At 66.1% G+C, this 16,050-nt stretch carries 14 protein-coding genes; 6 read left to right on the top strand and 8 right to left on the bottom strand.

The annotated features are described in order from the left end of the window. Positions 1-2,032: glycoside hydrolase family 15 protein (locus D7X74_RS29110; RefSeq protein ID WP_233602304.1), on the top strand; the 2,032-nt coding region annotated here is incomplete at its 5' end. A gap of 79 nt (positions 2,033-2,111) precedes the next feature. After that, positions 2,112-2,750 (top strand): glutathione S-transferase family protein, encoded by a 639-nt coding sequence (locus D7X74_RS29105; protein ID WP_120536266.1) that lies wholly within the window; start codon positions 2,112-2,114, stop codon positions 2,748-2,750. 191 nt (positions 2,751-2,941) lie between these two features. Here D7X74_RS29105 and D7X74_RS29100 read toward each other — a convergent pair whose 3' ends face one another. Next, positions 2,942-5,104 carry a kelch repeat-containing protein gene (locus tag D7X74_RS29100; RefSeq protein ID WP_370450815.1) on the bottom strand — a complete coding sequence of 721 codons (2,163 nt, stop codon included), beginning with the start codon at positions 5,102-5,104 and terminating at the stop codon, positions 2,942-2,944. A gap of 562 nt (positions 5,105-5,666) precedes the next feature. Between D7X74_RS29100 and D7X74_RS29095 the strand changes: the two genes are divergently transcribed. Next, positions 5,667-6,524 carry a hypothetical protein gene (locus tag D7X74_RS29095; RefSeq protein WP_120536264.1) on the top strand — a complete coding sequence of 286 codons (858 nt, stop codon included), beginning with the start codon at positions 5,667-5,669 and terminating at the stop codon, positions 6,522-6,524. Here the strand turns inward: D7X74_RS29095 and D7X74_RS44900 are convergent. Beyond that, a complete protein-coding gene (locus tag D7X74_RS44900; RefSeq protein ID WP_255424505.1) occupies positions 6,521-6,646 on the bottom strand; it encodes a hypothetical protein in 126 nt (41 codons plus the stop codon). The two genes, D7X74_RS29095 and D7X74_RS44900, sit on opposite strands and share 4 nt — an antisense overlap. 158 nt (positions 6,647-6,804) lie before the next feature. On the opposite strand from D7X74_RS44900, the gene D7X74_RS29085 reads away from it, so the two are divergent. From D7X74_RS29085 to D7X74_RS29075, 3 genes are all read left to right on the top strand, one after another. Beyond that, positions 6,805-7,227, top strand: a complete 423-nt coding sequence (locus D7X74_RS29085) for a hypothetical protein (RefSeq protein WP_120536262.1) — start codon at positions 6,805-6,807, stop codon at positions 7,225-7,227. A gap of 315 nt (positions 7,228-7,542) precedes the next feature. Further along, positions 7,543-8,535 (top strand): 3-hydroxyacyl-CoA dehydrogenase family protein, encoded by a 993-nt coding sequence (locus D7X74_RS29080; protein WP_233602303.1) that lies wholly within the window; start codon positions 7,543-7,545, stop codon positions 8,533-8,535. Next, positions 8,532-9,110, top strand: coding sequence for a hypothetical protein (locus tag D7X74_RS29075; protein WP_120536261.1), 579 nt, complete (start codon positions 8,532-8,534; stop codon positions 9,108-9,110). The genes D7X74_RS29080 and D7X74_RS29075 overlap by 4 nt, the downstream gene beginning before the upstream one ends. A gap of 2 nt (positions 9,111-9,112) precedes the next feature. On the opposite strand, the gene D7X74_RS29070 is transcribed toward D7X74_RS29075, so the two are convergent. From D7X74_RS29070 to D7X74_RS29050, 6 genes are all read right to left on the bottom strand, one after another. After that, positions 9,113-9,913: a hypothetical protein gene (locus tag D7X74_RS29070; protein ID WP_147446712.1), complete on the bottom strand. Its 801-nt coding sequence runs from the start codon at positions 9,911-9,913 to the stop codon at positions 9,113-9,115. A 46-nt stretch (positions 9,914-9,959) separates the two neighbouring features. Beyond that, positions 9,960-10,331 carry an IS66 family insertion sequence element accessory protein TnpB gene (gene tnpB, locus D7X74_RS29065; protein ID WP_147446711.1) on the bottom strand — a complete coding sequence of 124 codons (372 nt, stop codon included), beginning with the start codon at positions 10,329-10,331 and terminating at the stop codon, positions 9,960-9,962. Further along, entirely contained in the window at positions 10,328-10,642 is a 315-nt protein-coding gene (locus tag D7X74_RS29060; protein WP_120536258.1) for a hypothetical protein, read from the bottom strand. Before D7X74_RS29060 ends, tnpB begins: the two co-directional genes overlap by 4 nt. A gap of 40 nt (positions 10,643-10,682) precedes the next feature. Beyond that, on the bottom strand, positions 10,683-10,835 hold the full coding sequence (locus tag D7X74_RS43740; RefSeq protein WP_199741921.1) for a hypothetical protein: 153 nt from the start codon (positions 10,833-10,835) through the stop codon (positions 10,683-10,685). A 145-nt stretch (positions 10,836-10,980) separates the two neighbouring features. Next, positions 10,981-13,527, bottom strand: coding sequence for a tetratricopeptide repeat protein (locus D7X74_RS29055; protein ID WP_158622307.1), 2,547 nt, complete (start codon positions 13,525-13,527; stop codon positions 10,981-10,983). Between the two features lie 514 nt (positions 13,528-14,041). Continuing rightward, positions 14,042-15,817 carry a serine/threonine-protein kinase gene (locus tag D7X74_RS29050; RefSeq protein WP_120536257.1) on the bottom strand — a complete coding sequence of 592 codons (1,776 nt, stop codon included), beginning with the start codon at positions 15,815-15,817 and terminating at the stop codon, positions 14,042-14,044. Positions 15,818-16,050 lie beyond the last annotated feature (233 nt).

Below are 16,050 nucleotides of genomic sequence, written 5' to 3'. Positions count from 1 at the left end.
CCCCCTGCGTGGGTGGGCTGCCGGGTGCGGCCGTCGCGGCTGTGGCTACGTTGAGGGCGGGAGGTCGCGCTCCTGCCTCGCGACACGCCTGTTCATGGACCTCTACAGCGCCGCAAAGCGGATGGCCCGCCCCTTCCGGTTCACCAACCCGGCGTCCTACCGGGAGGTCCCCCTGGCGGGTCGTGGGGTGATTGGCGACGGAAGCTCCTGCGCGCTCGTCCGGCCGGACGGCGTCATCGACTGGCTCTGCTTCCCCCGCTTCGACAGCCCGAGCGTCTTCGCGGGCATCCTCGATGACGAGAAGGGCGGCATCACCGGCATCACCCCCGTCGTGTGGCCCTTTGAAAGCCTGCAGCGCTACGACCCGGACACCAACGTCCTGGAGACGCTGTTCCGCTTCGAGCGCAAGGGGGCCATCCGCATCATCGACTTCATGCCGTGGACCAACGACCCGCGCTCCACCGTCCACGAGGTGCACCGGCGCATCGAGTGCCTCGAAGGCGCGGTGGAGCTGAACATCGTCTTCGACCCGCGCTTCGGGTACGGGGCGTCTCAGACGCGGGTGGAGCGGGAGGAGCACGGCCTCGTCGCGCGCGGGTCGGGAGGGGAGCGGCTGGTCGCCGTGCTCAGCGGGGAGGCGGAATGGCGGCCCTGCCGGGAGCTGCGCGGCCAACCCTGCCGGGGAGACACGGGCCTCCAGACGCGCATCCGGATGGGGCCGGGCGAGCGGCGCTGGATGATCCTGTCGTGGGACTCGGACCGGCCGGAGCCTCTTGCCGCGTACCGGCCCTTCGATCACCTTCGGGATACCCGCCAGGCCTGGCGCCAGTGGGCGCAGCAGCTCCACTACGAAGGGCCGTGGCGGCACCACGTCCTGCGCTCCGCGCTGGCGCTGAAGCTGCTGATGTACGGCCCCACGGGCGCGATGGTGGCCGCGCCCACCACCTCGCTCCCCGAGTGGATCGGGGGGCCTCGCAACTGGGACTACCGCTTCAGTTGGGTCCGCGACTCAGCGATGGCGGTGCGCGCCACCAACCTCCTCGGCTTCCTGGGGGAGTCGCGCGAGTTCTTCTACTTCATGCGCGACACGTTGCAGCGCGGTGACCTGCTCCAGGTGATGTACACGCTGGACGGTGGCCCCGTGCCGCCGGAAACGGAGCTGACCCACCTCGCTGGCTTCCAGGACTCGCGGCCGGTGCGGCTCGGCAACGGCGCGAGGGACCAGTTCCAGTTCGACACCGCGGGTGCGCTGCTCGACGCGGCGTACCTCTACGAGCGCTCCGGCGGGCGGCTGCCGCTGCGCACCTGGAGGCTGCTCCGCTCGGTCATCCAGACCACCGCCCGCCGCTGGCGCGAGCCCGACCACGGCATCTGGGAGCCGCGCCGGGAGATGCGGCACAACGTCCATTCGAAGCTCATGGGTTGGCTGGCATTGCGCCGGGGACAGCACCTGGCGAAGCTCTTTGGTGAGACGGCGCTGGAGCAGTCCAGTGCCGCCCTGGCGGACGTCATCCGGGCGGACATCCTTCGCAACGGCGTGGACCCGGCGCGCAAGCACTTCGTCGGAGCCTACGGAGGCAACGAGCCGGACGCCGCGCTGCTGCTGCTGCCCATCGTCGGCTGCTTCCAGGCGACGGACCCGTTCATCCTGAGGACCCTCGACTGGCTGCGCGCGGAGTTGGGCACAGGCCCGTTCCTGCGCCGCTACCGGATGGATGACGGGGTAGGGGGGCCGGAGGGAGGCTTCATCCTCTGCGGCTTCTGGCTGGCCGAGGCGCTGGCGCTGGCCAATCGCATCGAAGAGGCCGAGGACGTCTTCGTCGCGCACGCGGAGGCGTCGAACCATCTGGGACTGCTGGCGGAGGAAATCCACCCGCTGACCCGCGAGCAGTTGGGAAACTTCCCGCAGGCCTTCAGCCACCTCGGTCTCATCAGTGCCGCCGCGCGCATCGACCGCGCGCTCAGGCTTCGGGACGAAGGGCAGTCGGAGCCCCCCCACCTCCTGGAGCCCGAGCCGCCGCCCATTGAGTGACGCGGCTCTTGCTCGACACAGAAGCGCCTGCTCGTGAGCATGGGGGCTCTTTTCTCCGCGCGCGAAGTAGGATGCGCGCATGCTCAAGGTCTACGGCTTCTCCCGAGTGAACAAGATGGCCCGCGGCAAGACCCGCGACCTGCGCGTGCTGTGGGCGCTGGAGGAGATGGGTCTGCCGTACGAGGTCGTGGGGATGGATCATCCGCAGCACGACCTCGATACGCCCGCGTATCGCGCGCTCAATCCGTTTGGACAGATTCCGGTGATCGACGACGACGGCGTGGTCGTCACCGAGTCGGGCGCGATCCTGCTCTACCTCGCCCGCAAGAGCGGCAAGCTGATGCCGCGCGACCTCGCCGGCGAAGCGCAGGTGCTGCGCTGGTGCGTCGCGGCGCTGAACACGATCGAAGTCCCGATCCTGACCGCGTGGTTCGTCGACCTGAACGGCGGCAAGGGCACCCAGGGGAGCGATGCGCTTCACCAGTGGGGGGACATGCGCCTGAAGCAGCTCGACGGCTGGCTCGCGGGCAGGGAGTTCGTCGCGACCGACGCGTTCACCGTCGCGGACATCTTGATGACGCATGTGCTGGGCGCCGGCACCGACGAGAGTGTCGTCAAGGACCATCCCAACGTGCTCGCCTTCCAGAGGCGTTGCATCGCGCGCCCGGCCTGGAAGAAGACGTTCGACGCCTACTGCGACCGCGTCGAAGCGGCCTGAGCGCGGGGCGCCGCGGCCTCGGCGTGCTACCCAGCGCGCGCTGAGCATCGGACGAACAGGCCACCCCTTTCGCACGACGGGAGGATTCGTCACGGTGCTCCCCCGGCTCAGACGCGAAATGGCCCGCCATCCGTGAGGAGAGCGGGCCGTGTCACTTCAGCGCCGTGCGTGTCTACAGAGCGAAGGTGCGCTCAGGGCGTGTAGATCATCGCGGCGGGGACGTAGTTGGGATTGATGCCCCCCGCGATGAGGACCCTGCCAGAGGGGAGCAGGATGGCGGTGTGGTTGTAGCGGGCCGTGGGCATGTCTCCGACGGAGGACCAGACATTGGTGGCCGGGTCGTACACCACCGCGGAGGAGAGATAGTTGATGCTGTCGTGGCCCCCTGAGACGAGCACCTTGCCGGAGGAGAGCAGGATGGCGGTGTGAGACTCGCGGTAGATGGGCATGCTGACGACGGAGGACCAGGAGTTGGTGGCTGGGTCGTACACCTCCGCGGAGCTGAGATGGCCGCCACCGATCCCCCCCGTGACGAGCACCTTGCCGGAGGAAAGCAGGGTGGCGGCGTGGAACCGGCGGAGCAAGACCATGGTGCCTGCGGAGGACCATGAGTTGGTGGCCAGGTCATACAGCTCCGGGGAGGCGATGGTGCCGCTGCTGCCGCTGCCCCCCGCGACGAGGACCTTTCCGGAGGAGAGCAGGGCCGTGGCGGTGTGGTAGTAGCGGGCCGTGGTCATGCGGCCGGCGGAGGACCAGGCGTTGGTGGCCGGGTCGTACACCTCCGCGGAGGCGAGGTGGCCGTTGCTGCCGCTGCCCCCCGTGACGAGCACCTTGCCGGAGGGCAGCAGGGCCGTGGCGGTGTGGGAGTTACGGGCCGTGGCCATGGTGCCTGCGGAGGACCAGGAGTTGGTGGCCGGGTCGTACACCTCCGTGGAGGGGAGGAGGCCGCTGTTACCGATGCCCCCCGTGACGAGCACCTTCCCAGAGGAGAGCAGGGTGGCGGTGTGGAGCCGGCGGGCCGTGGCCATGGTGCCTGCGGAGGACCAGGAGTTGGTGGCTGGGTCGTACACCTCCGCGGAAGCGAGGTTGCCATTGACGCTGTCGTATCCCCCCGAGACGAGCACCTTGCCGGAGGAGAGCAGGGTGGCGGTGTGGTGCTGGCGGGCCGCGGTCAGGGTGCCTGCGCCCGCCCAGCCGGTCGCGCACGCCGGCAGGCCGGAGGCGGAGAAGGACTTCGAGGCCGTCAGGCCGTAGGCATTGGTGGCGCCAGCCGTGACGAAGGAAGCTCCCGTCACCGCGCAGGAAGGCGCCGTCCACACGATCTGGCTGGTGCTGGCGGTGTTCTGCGCCGTGGCCAGCGAGCCGATACTGGCACTCCAACCGAACGTCAGGGCGCTGGACTGAGGGTCCAGGGCGGTGACGCTGAAGGTCACGGTCTGTCCCGGGGAGGTGGTGTTGGCGGTCTGGTAGAAGTTGGTGATGGTGGGGACGAAGCGCTCGGTGGAGGCGGCGGCGATGCAGAGGTTGATCGAACCCGTGGTCTGCCCCCCGCGGCCGTCTTGAACGGTGACGGTGAGCTGGCAGTTGTTACACGCGGCTGACGGAACGGAGGACGGGACAAAGGAGGCGGCGCTGGAAGTCGCATTCGTCCAGGTGCCGGGGCACGTCGCGGTCGTGGCCCACTGGTAGGAGAGGGTATCTCCATTCGCATCCGAGGCGTTGGCGGACACAGAGACGGACTGTCCCACGTCGAGGCGGGTGCGGGAGGGGGAGACCTTGGAGACCACCGGCCAGAGGTTGAAGGAGAGGTTGACGGCCCCGCTGCCGGTGGCGGCACCCGAGACGACGTTGACAGACAGGGAGAAGGAGGAGGCAGCCCCCTGGGAGTCCGTCACGGTGAGGGTGAGGGTCTGGATTCCAGTGGAGGAAGGCGCCGTCCACGAGGTGGACGTGGAGGTGGGGGTGGAGAAGGAGCCGCTGGAGGCCGTCCACGCCTGGGTGAGGGTGTCCGCCGTGTTGGGATCACGCACCGTCGAGCTCAGGGTGATGGAGGCGCCTGTCTGGACAGTGGTGGCGGAGGCCACGACGGACTCAATGAGGGGTGCCTCGTTGCCATAGGGCTGAGGGGGAACAATCTCCTGGAGGGTGATGGCTACGGCGGTGGTCTGGTTGGCGGTGATGCTCACGCCCGACGTCTGGCCCTGGAAGATCTTGGTGCCGGCCGAGTCGAAGGCCTCGGCGAGGAAGGTGCGGTTGGAGCCCACGGGGATGTTGCCGATGATGCCGCCCCAGGCGCCGCTGACCTTGGCCAGTTCGACGACGAGGGAGCCCATCTCCGTGGCGGAGATGGTCACCTTGACGCGGGTGGCATCATTGGCGGAGAGCGCCTGTTGGGCGGTGGCGGCGAATTGGACAGATCCGGTGGGCTCACCGGTGGGCTCGGAAATGCAGGCAGCGAGGGAAAGCAGCAGGACCGCGGCGAGAGAGGGGAGACTTCGAAGGCTCGGCATGTTTTCGCTTTCGCGGAGGGCCAGGTCGGTCCCGCGAAGTGAATGAGCCGACAGGTCAATCAATGATGCAAAAAACCGCCAGACTGTTCCAGGGGGTGTCCGTGGGGACGGTCCCGTCCTTGTGACTTTGAAGCGTTCGACATGCCGACGCTGCGTGGGATTGGCCCCACGGCCCCCTGCTTCCACGACAACAGCGCAAAGGGCACGTGGAGGGGACGCAATCTCTCTCCTCCACACCTGTGACCCGTCCCGTCACAAGCGCCGCCGGGTTGTGACCTTCTCCGTCACTCACTCCCGGCCAGGGCCGCGAGCGTGGGAAGGCCAGACTCCCGGGAGCCCTTGGCATATCAAGTGAATGGCGGCCTGCGGGGATTCCCCCCACCCTGAAGCCTGTCAGGAGCCATCCATGTCGCTGTTCCGTCGCCAGACCCCCGCTGGCCTCGCCGCGCTGTTCGCCTTCGTCCTTCCGTTCGCGCAGGCCCACGCGAAGGAGGACTGCGCCCAGTTCTCCGGCTCGAAGCACTGCGCGACGGGCGACGCGCGGCTGGAAGTAGAGGACGACTCGCTTTATGTGCACGCCCCCGACGCGAGCGGGGAGCACGGCGTGCGCGTGGACGCCGAGCGCGCCAAGGCCTGGAGCGCGGGCGTGGGGGTGGAGCCGTCCGAGGACAAGGAGGAGGGCGAGACGAGGACCCTGAAGACCTACGTCGCGAAGGGCCAGGTGGTGGCCATGTCCTCCGTCACGGAGACGGCGCAGGGACAGTCCTTCGCGGCCTCCTTCGTGAACGCGGACGGCAAGCCGACGACGTACACGGCGAAGGTGTTCCTGGAGGGGAAGCTGATGGTCTCCGTGAGCGGCATCAAGAGCGGAGAGGTGGGCGTCGTGGCCTTCAACAGCTCCGAGTCCCCCGCGCCCAGGCCGTCCTGCACGACCCTGACCCGCAAGGCGTGCATGAAGCTGTGTGGCCTGCCCCTCCCGGCCTGCGCGCACTGCCTCAAGCCGTGCCGCCACGGCATCGAGAACGACATCTATCTCAACGGTGACGGCAGCGTCCCCTACCTCGACATGTCCTTCGAGTCGCCCTTCAACCACGCCGCCGTGGGCAGCTCCGCGAAGGCGGCCCCGGAGATCGTCGAGGGCGACCGGGTGGTGCTCGTCGCGGACGAGCCGAGCGCGGGCGAGGACCACGACGTCGACCAGGTGTTCATCCACAGCACGTCGAAGACGGTGGAGCTCACCGGCGAGACCACGACCCGTCGCTAGGCCCCCGTCGGGCCGCCCGCCTTGCCGCCGGCGCGGATGGGCGGCCCGATGAGGAAGGGCTTCTTGTGGTCCGGCAGCGCGAGCGACCCGAAGGCCTCCTTGAGATGGACGCCTACGGACACGTGAACAACGCGCGCACGTTCACCGGGTTCGAGTCCGCGCGCATCGCGTACATGGCGCGCATCAGGCTGGTGGGGGCGTCTGCGGGACTGCCTGCGGCCGGTAGTATGCTTGGCCAATCTGGTGGCCGTCGTGCCCCCGCGGCGAGGAGTCGAACGACGTGAACGGTCCGGACGGCGGAATGGCCCTGGGTGTGTTCCTGGGCATGTTGTTCCTCGTGGTGGTGGGGGGATGCCTGGGCGTCGGCGTCGCCCTGCTCATCAAGAAGTTCTTCAGGCTCTCGATGCTCGCGGCGGTCTGCGTGGGACTCCTGCTGGTGGTGGTAGGCGCGGTCGGACTGTTCTCGGTGGTGTTCGACGACCTGACGGCCCGTTGGTGGGACGCCCGGACCGCGAAGACGGTGCACTTTACCGTGCCCAAGGGCTTCAACGGCCGGCTGCGCCTGTTTCTCGACGCGAACGGGCCCGCCCTCAACGAGGTGAACGGCAAGCTCGAGGTGCCGGTCGGTACAGCGAGGGCGCAGAAGGTGAAGGCCAGCCAGGGGCTCGAGAACGACCATGCCCGCCCGATACGAAGCCCATGACACGGAGGGCACGCCGGTCGAGGTGTTCCTCGACATCAGCGGCGGTCAGAGCGGCAGCGTGGTGCCCATGAGCGCGGCCACGGGAGGGTCGATAAGGGGGCTCAAGCGGCCGCTGTACAGGCCCTCGTCCTCACGCGGGACTCGCTGTCGACCGCCGCGAGCCTGGAGTCCAGCACGCGCATCGCTCCAGGGCCGCTCAGCGAGCTGTACGGCTGACGACGCGATGCGGTGAAGGCTGCGGAATGAACAATTGCAACGCACCTTCACCGAATCGTTCTGACGCTCCGCGTTCGTGATGGAAGGATTGCCTCCGTCATGCGACCGCGGCGACGCTGCGCCGCCATGGGACACAATCGGCTGATGCGGATTGGCGTGGTGGGCGGGGGAGCCATGGGGTGCGGAATCGCGCTTGAGCTCGCCATCGCTGGCAGGCAGGTGGTGCTCTTCAACACGCGTCCGGACAGCAGTGAGCGAGCGCGGGTGAAGTTGGAACGGGACGCGGCGCTTCTGGTGGAGACGGGGCTGCTGTCGCTGTCAGGGCGTGAGGCCGCGCTTGGGCGGATCCGGCGCACCACGGTGCTCGCCGAGGCCGCCGTGGGCCAGGACCTGGTCCTCGAGTCCGTGCCCGAGGACCTCGTGCTCAAGCAGGAGGTCTTCCGTCAACTGGACGGGCTGGCGGCGCCGGACACCGTGCTCGCCTCCAACACCACCGCACTGAGCGTGACGGCGCTGGCGCGGGACTGCACCCGGCCCGAGCGTGTCCTCGCGGCGCACTACTACCTGCCGGCGCACCTGATTCCCCTCGTGGATGTCATTCCCGGGGAGAAGACGGCCCCTGACGTCGTGGAGACCGTGCGGCGCTTCCTGGAGGAGGTGGGCAAGACGCCGGTGGTGTTCGCGAAGGACGTGCCGGGCTCGGTGGGCCCGCGCTTGTTGCAGGCGCTCATCGGCGAGGGCATCCGGCTGGTGCAGGAAGGTGTCGCCACGCCGGAGATGGTGGACCGCGTGCTCACGCAGGGAATCGGGCGGCGGTTCGGCGCGTCCGGCATCTTCGACCGGTTGGATCTCGCGGGGCTGGACCTCGTCACCGGCGTCATGCGCAACGCCGGACGCCCGGTGCCCCCGGTGCTCGCGCAGAAGGTGGAGCGCGGCGAGCTGGGCTTGAAGACGGGCCAGGGCTTCTACACCTGGACGCCGGACGCCACCGCCGCCTTCGAGGAGCGCGTCGCCCGCGGCCTCATCACCCAACTTCGCGAGGACCGGGCCGAGGGCCGTCTCCCCAGCCCCACGTCGGAGACGCCGGAATGAGCCCGGAGCTGGTGCTGCTGGACGCGGACGTGCTGTCGGACTTCCTCGCGGACGCCACCCGCGAATACCTGGCGTGTACCCCGGAGCTGCCACCCCGGAGCTGGGCCGTCCTGCTGGGGCGCTTCGTGGACGACGCGATGCGGGTGGAGCGCGTCCGCTTCGCCGCCAACATCCGCGAGACGGACGACACCGTGCTCCAGGAGTTCGACGCCACCATCATCCCGCGCTTCGGCGCCTGCTATGCCAATGGCCGGCGCGGCTACTGGTGCGAGCCCCGGGAATTGCTGCGCATCACCGCGGAGGCGGAGGCGGAGGGGCGGGAGGTGCTCGGCTCCATCCACCTGCACCCGGACTGGCACCGCATTGGCCCGCCCCACGAGCGCGGCCTGCGGGTGAGCCAGGAGCCCACGCCCATGGACCGGCATCTGTTCCAGGGCGCCGGCTGGCCGCTCAACATGATCCTCTACCTGGAGCAGCGCGAGGGCCGGCTCCACCACGCGCTCGGGGCGTGGGCCGCCCCGTCCGAGTCCGACACCCACTGCCGCCCGCTGGCCTTCCGCTTCGTCGAGCGGTGAGGTCAGGAGTCGAAGTACTGGAGTTCGAGTCCTGTGGCGACCAGCTCCGCCACCGTGACCTTGTCATCGAGGCGCTCCGGCGGGTATCCCCAGAAGGCGACGATGAGCCGGTCCAGCTCCTGGGTCAGCGCATTGGCGGCCTGCGCATGGTCGAGCATCCGTCGGGCGAGCTTCTGCTCCAGGGCTTCGAGTGGGGGGATGAGCTTCGTGTCTTGCACCGCCAGCCGGAACAGCTGGGCTTCGCGGCCCGTGTCCTCCTCTGGCAGTGCCAGCAATCGTTCGCGGAGGAAGAACGCGCGGGTCAATCCGTGGAGGTGGAGGGGATTCGCGACAACGTAGAGCGCGCGCTCAAGCTCCTCCTCCCGCGTCGCTTCCGCGACCACGGCGCGCAGGGGGAGGTGGCGGAGCCCGAAGCGCTCGAAGAAGGCGGGCACGTACTCGTACGTCACCGCCTTGCGTCCCTCGCCCAGGGGCTTCAAGTCCCCACTGCCGCAAGCCGGGCACTGACGTGCCTTGGGCGGCACCGCGTGCCACACCTCGCGCGTCGGGGCCTCAGCGGCCTTCCGGGCCGCGCGCTCCCGTCGATTCGCCAGGGCAGCCTCGGCCTGTGCCGTCTCCTTCTCGGGGCTTCGTGCCTCGCCTCTCAACTCCTGGGCGACAGGGGGCAGCTTCTCCGCCTTCTTGCCAAAGACGCGCCGCTCCAGCGCGGCCATCTTCGACTCCAGCGACGTCATCCGCTCCCGAAGCTCCTCGGCCTCCTCACGCCAGGGGCAGAAATGGTCGAGGGGCAGGACTTTGGGCACCCGCGCTCAACGACGCGCCGGGTAGGCCATTCACGAGGAGACGTACTCAGCTGCCTGTACGCCCTGGGGGCGCCCAGGCAGGCTGGCGCTTCACCTCGGCCACGTCGATGCCGTCCAGCAGCATCGCCAGCTGCGTGGCGTCCAGCGTCACTGCCTTCGCGTCCGCCTCCACCCGGGGCAGCCGGAAGCGGCCCGTCTCCAGCCGCTTGTACAGCAGCACGAAGCTGCCCCGGCTCCACGTCAGCACCTTGATGCGGTCGCCCCGCCTGGAGACGAAGGCGAAGAGGTGCCCCGAGTAGACGTCCTCGCCCCAGGCCGTGCGCACCAAGGCCATCAGCCCGTCGATGGACTTGCGCATGTCCACCGGCTCCGTGGCCAGCACCACGCGCACCGACGCGGGAAGCGAACACCGCCTCACCGTCCCAATGCAGCGACGAGCCGGGCCATGTAGTCCACGTCGGCACCCACGGCGAATCGCAAGCGCACTCCGTTTGCCGCCACCACCTCCAGCACGGACTCGGACGCCACGGGGGCCGTCGCCAACTGAACCGGCAACAGTCGCACCGGCTCACCGCGCGCCGTCGCGGCCCGCCGACGCCGGTACACCCAGGACTGCAACGTGCTCAGCCTCACGCCTCGCGCTATCGCGAACTCCCGTTGCGTCAGCCCGCTCGCCTCGAACGCTTCCGCGACGCGCGACCACTCCGGCTTCTCCACCTGCTTCAACATGCCAGAAGCGTCCGCCGCGCCCTGCTACGCCGGCAATCCCTCACGGCACGTCGTTGGCCGGACGGTTACCCCAGGACTGCAATGCGCTCAGCCGTACGTCCCGCGCCAGTGCGAATTCCTGCTGCGTCTGCCCGCTGGCCTCGAAGGCCTCCGCGACGCATGCCCACTTCGGCTTCTCCACCTGCTCCGCCATGCACAGAAGCGTCCGCCGCCCGTTGCGCCTCCGGCAATCCCTCACGGCACGTCGTTGGCCGGACGGTTGCGTTGCGCGTGTGCTCTCGTATCTGAGGAGCCCGCGGCAAGATTTTTGTTAATCTTTAACTGGTCGAAGGATTGATCTAGTCGCCAGTCTTAAGTGAGGAGCGTTGGCTGTTTATTATACGCCTCCACTGTCGGGCCGATTCGAGAGTCCTCTGGAATTTACGCAAACGTCTTGCGGCTAAGGAAGGATTGAAACGCATGTTCGCGAGCAAGGCCAGAGCATCGGATCTCAAATGAGGGTCACCGCTCTTTATGGCGTTGCGGAAATGCCGAGTCGCCTCCTGTGTCCTGCCTTGTTTGGCAAGTACGGCCCCAAGATTTACTTCTGCCCTGGTGGACGTGTATGGGAGTCTTGAGTTGACGGCGTCACGCAGGAGCGTCTCTGCGCCACTTGCATCGCCCATGATAGAGCGAAGGATCCCGAGGTCAATTTTAGCGTCAGTCGCTGTGGTGGTTTGAAATGAGAGGGAGGCTTTTTCTGCAAGCTGGATGGCTTCTGCCAATCTGTCTTGTTGTATAAGGAGAGTTCGCAGGTTTTGGTTGGCGATGTCGATTGCGTCTGGTTGATTGGACTGAAGTGCTTCGCGAAGGAGGCGCTCCGCTTCTCTTGGATCGGCTTTTTTGTAGATGGAGCCAAGGTTGGCTTTTGCCAATGCGGATGTGCTTGGGTCGCTTGCCTTTATGCCTGCTTGAAATAAAGGTTCGGCGTCGGTCGGCCTGTCATTTCTTACAAGAATTACTCCCAGGTGGACCTTGGCCATTTCTGACACGCCTGGCTCGTTTGAAAATGATAGCCGATTGTAGATTTCTTCGGCTTCATCTATTCGGTCTAGATTCAGGAGAACCCCTCCGAGATTGCTTTCCGCCATGATTGCAGCGTCGGAGAGATTGGCGTTCGACTGGGCGCTCTTTAGGACTTCGCGAAAGATTGTCTCCGCTTTTTCTAGTTCGCTGCGGAAAAGGTTGATCGTGCCTAGGCCAACTGCTCCCATTGCTGCTGCTTCGTGATGAGCAGGATCGATATCAAGTAAGATTCGCTCGGCTTCGTGAAGTTGTCCCTTGTCCATGAATACTCGAGCGAGGTTGACTTTGGAGTGTGCGATGATTTCGCTATCTCCTGAATTGATACCCTCGACAAATATGCGCTCAGCGTCGGCTGTATTGCCTTGTTTGAGGTGTGTTAAGCCAAGATTGGCTGTCGCCTTCCTCTGTATGTCAGGTCTGGCTGAGCAGGCGCCTTGCTCGAAAGCATGCTTGGCGCCAGCGAGGTCTCCCCGCTTCAGAAGTATGGTTCCAAGATTGACCATGGCTTGGTCTGCCGTGTCGCCACGGCCGACTGCTGCTGCTTGTCGATATCGTTGCTCGGCGGCTGAATAATCTTTCTCGCTTTGGAGTATTGCACCCAACATGAACGCGGCCGTTGAGATGGTTTCCGCGTCTGAGGAGGTTAGCGCAAATTCAAGAGTGCTTCGGGCGAACTTGTGATCCTGTCGACGGCGTGCGATGCGTCCTAGGGACAACGCGTCCGCGTGCGAGGCGAATGTGAGGATGTGCTCCCAGAAATGCTCCGGAATGGGGATGCCTAGTTTTTCTGTATTCTCCACTAGGAAGTCGATGGCGGCAAAGGACCTCGCTTGGTTTGGCTTGTTGGTCGCTGCCAGCATTGCGACATGATGTCCAACAGGCTCCCGGGCCCATGCAAGCCCTGCTTCAAAAGCTGCTGGTGTAAAATCTACGTGAGGAAGATTTGACAGAGCGAGATATTGCGCTGCAAGCATGCTTAACGCTGGCTCTGGAATAGGTCGAAGAATTCCTGAACGATGCCAGTCAATCGCTGCACGCATTATTGCATGACCCGGAGGGTTCACTTCCACGCCCGTCGCTAGTCGTCGCGCTAGTTCCGTTGCTGCGACCAAATGCTCACCAAGGCTCTGTGTGAGTCGATCAGGAGGCTCCTCGGGGTAGGCTATGCATGCTCTCTGGGTTTCCTCAGGGCTTAGAGTGGATGCTAGGTTGATTTGCTGAAAGTGCTTGAGGATAAGCTGGCTGTCTTTTTCGATGTCGCCTTTTGAGTCCAGGTAGCTACTGTGTCGTTGTGATGTGAGAGTTGAAAATATTTTAAAGCGACCTTCTGTTTGTAGGATTTGGTTTAGCAAGGACGGAGTCATGCTTCCGGGGCCGAGGAACCTCTGCAGATCGTCCAGCCATATAACTGTGAGATCCGTACCCCAATTGATTGGTGGCTCAAGACGGAAAATTTCCGCAAGAGCTTTCCCATCTACTGGAACGAGCAGTGACTGGGCCGGGAAGAGGCGGTAGATAGCCTCAAAGGCTGTGCGTGACTTGCCGGATTTGGAGTTTCCAGTAATTAGGATGAGGTCGTGCGTTTTTGAGATGGCGTCAATTTGGCTGTCGATGTCTCGGGTGACATAGAGAGGGCGTTTGCCGGGTTTGGTGTATTTGGCGGCAACCTTGGAGTTGATGATATTTAGTGCCTTGTATGGATCTATGTCTTGTGTTTTTGGGGCGGGCCATTGAAAAACCAGCGAGCGAATCCTTTGGAGCCAAATTTCATCGTTGCGGCGATCGTCCGCACGTTTCAGGAAATAGTCTAGGAAGACCAAGGTCAGTCCGAGAAAAACTCCAAAAATTGAGACGGGTATCTTCCAGCGTTCTGGTGTTATGTTTGTGAATATGTTGGAAGAAAGGAGTGCAACTATGGCTATTGGTATTGCCCAGAGGAGGCGGGCGTAGGCTAGTGTGCGGCGGCGGTCTTCCCATTTTGAGTTCTTGTTTGGTGTGTGGGGTGGGGGTGAGAATGTGGCCCATATGTGAGGGATTGTTGTGAATAGGATGAGTAGGATTGCGATAAGTGTGAGTGTTTTTGCTGGGTTTTCTGAGAGAAGACTGGTGATTGCCATTTTAGCGACCTGGGAAGAGTGGTGGCCTGTTCTCGTTGGTGTGGCAGCCTGTGACGAAGGGTCCTGTGTTGTATGGACGTAGTCTTTGTGGTGTGGCGGCTCGCCTTGGCGAATTCTGGGACGTCCTTAGAGGACGCGATGGCAAAGAAAAAGCCCAGCAACCCCATGAGATTGCTGGGCTTCTGAATGTGGAGGAGGCGGCAACTGAGCCCGCGCCCTACTCGAAGACGCCGATGCCCGGGTCGGAGCCGTTGTTGGAGGGCTTCGAGGGCTTCGTCGGCCGGGGCGCCGCGACGCGCACCGGCTCCAGGCGCACTTCCACGGGCTGCACCGTCGAGTCCGCGCTCCGGCTGTAGTCGAGCCTGCGCTCCACGTCCTGGTGCCCGGCGAGCTTGAAGCGCAGCACCGACATCCTGGCGCGCGGCAGCATCAGCTTCGTGGGCGTCGTCCCAATCTGGGCGTCCCCGTCGTAGATGGCCGCGCCGGGGGGCGTGGAGATGAACTCCACCGTTACGTCCTGCGACATGGCCGTCGGGTTGGGGGCGGTAGGAGGATCGTCCTGCACCTGTGTGGGAGGAGGCGTGGCCCCCGTCCTCGGATTCGTCATCGCCACGGGCGGCGGGGTGGGGACTTCCTCTCCGCCGCCGCGCGACATGACCAACGCGACGCCCGCGCCCAGGAGCACCAGCGGCACGGCAATGAGCGCCACCTTCTTGCCCCCGGACATGCCCTGGGGCGGCGGCGGCTCGACGGGCTCCTCGCGGGCCGGGGACGGCCGGCGGTTGGCCTGGGAGAGGGGCGGGTTGCCCGTGCTCGAGGTCGGACGGGCCGAGGACTGCGCACCGCCCGCGGGCGTGGAGCCCCGGGCCGGGGCCGCGCCCACTCGGGACGCGGACCGTGCGTGGGTGCCCGTGCCCGCCGGGGCAGGGGCACGGCCCGCGCGGCTGGCGGAGCCCAGGCGGCTGCCTGAACCCGCGCGGCTGTTGGAGCCCGCACCCGGACGGCTGCGGCTGCCGGTGCCACGGTCCGCCCCGGGGACTCCGCCCGTGGGGTGCGCGTCCAGCTCCTCCGCCGACAGGCCGTCCACCGCGTCGATGAGCGCGTCGATGAACTCCTGCGCGTTCTGGTAGCGGTCTTCCTTCTCCGCAGAGAGCGCCTTGGCGAAGAACGCGTCCAGCGCCTCCGGCACGGGCGCGCCCTGGCGCTTGGAATTCACCGGGGGCACGGGCTGGGTGAGCGCGGCGGTGAGCGCCTTGCGCACCGTGTTGGCGCCATAGGGAGAGCTGCCCGTGAGGCAGAAGTACAGCACGCCCGCCATGGAGTAGAGGTCGGAGCGCTGGTCCACGGACTCGCCGCCGGCCTGCTCGGGCGGCATGTACTGGGGGGTGCCCAGCACCTGGCCGGTGGAGGTGAGCTGCTCCTCCTCGTCCTGCTCCAGCGCCTTCACGAGGCCGAAGTCCAGCACCTTGACGAAGTCCTTCCCGTCGAGCGCCTGGACCATGATGTTGTGCGGCTTCAGGTCACGGTGGACGCAACCCTCCTCGTGCGCGTGGGCGAGGCCCAGCGTGGCCTGCTCCAGGAGGTTCACGGCCCGGCGCAGGGTCATGGGCCCCTCGCGCTTGACCAGCTCCTTGAGGCTTTCGCCCTTGAGCAGCTCCATCACGTAGTAGCAGGTGCCGTCCGCAGCGCGGCCGAAGTCGAAGATGGTGATGACGTTCGGGTGGCGCAGGCGGCTGGCGATCTCCGCCTCGCGGCGGAAGCGCTCGAAGAACTGGGGCGCGGCGGCGAGCGACGGGTTGAGCGTCTTCACCGCCACCGGGCGCTGGACGGAGGTCTGGGTGGCGCGGAACACCATGCCCATGCCGCCCTGGCCGAGCACGCTCTCAATCTTGTAGCGGCCGTCCAGGACCTGGCCCAGGAGCTGGAGGCTCTGCGCCGCGCACAGGTGATCTTGACCGTCGGTACTTCCGCAATGGGGGCAGGGGGCGGCCATGGGTGGCGGGAGTATAGGCAAGCCGCGCGCCATGCCCAACCCGAGAGATGTGCCCCCTGGGCAGTCAGGCAGGCATCTGAGGCGTTCCCGTGGGGCCCTCGGGCTGTTATCTCCCGCCCCGCCATGAGCCTCGTCATCGCCCAGGACATCAGCCTCGCCTACGGAAAGAAGGTCCTCTTCGATGAGGACAACTTCACACTTGGCCCCCGGGACCGGGTGGGGCTGGTGGGGGC

Source organism: Corallococcus sp. CA047B, assembly GCF_003612065.1.
GTDB classification, from domain to species: Bacteria; Myxococcota; Myxococcia; order Myxococcales; family Myxococcaceae; genus Corallococcus; species Corallococcus praedator.
This window is presented reverse-complemented; position numbering and strand designations above follow the sequence as displayed.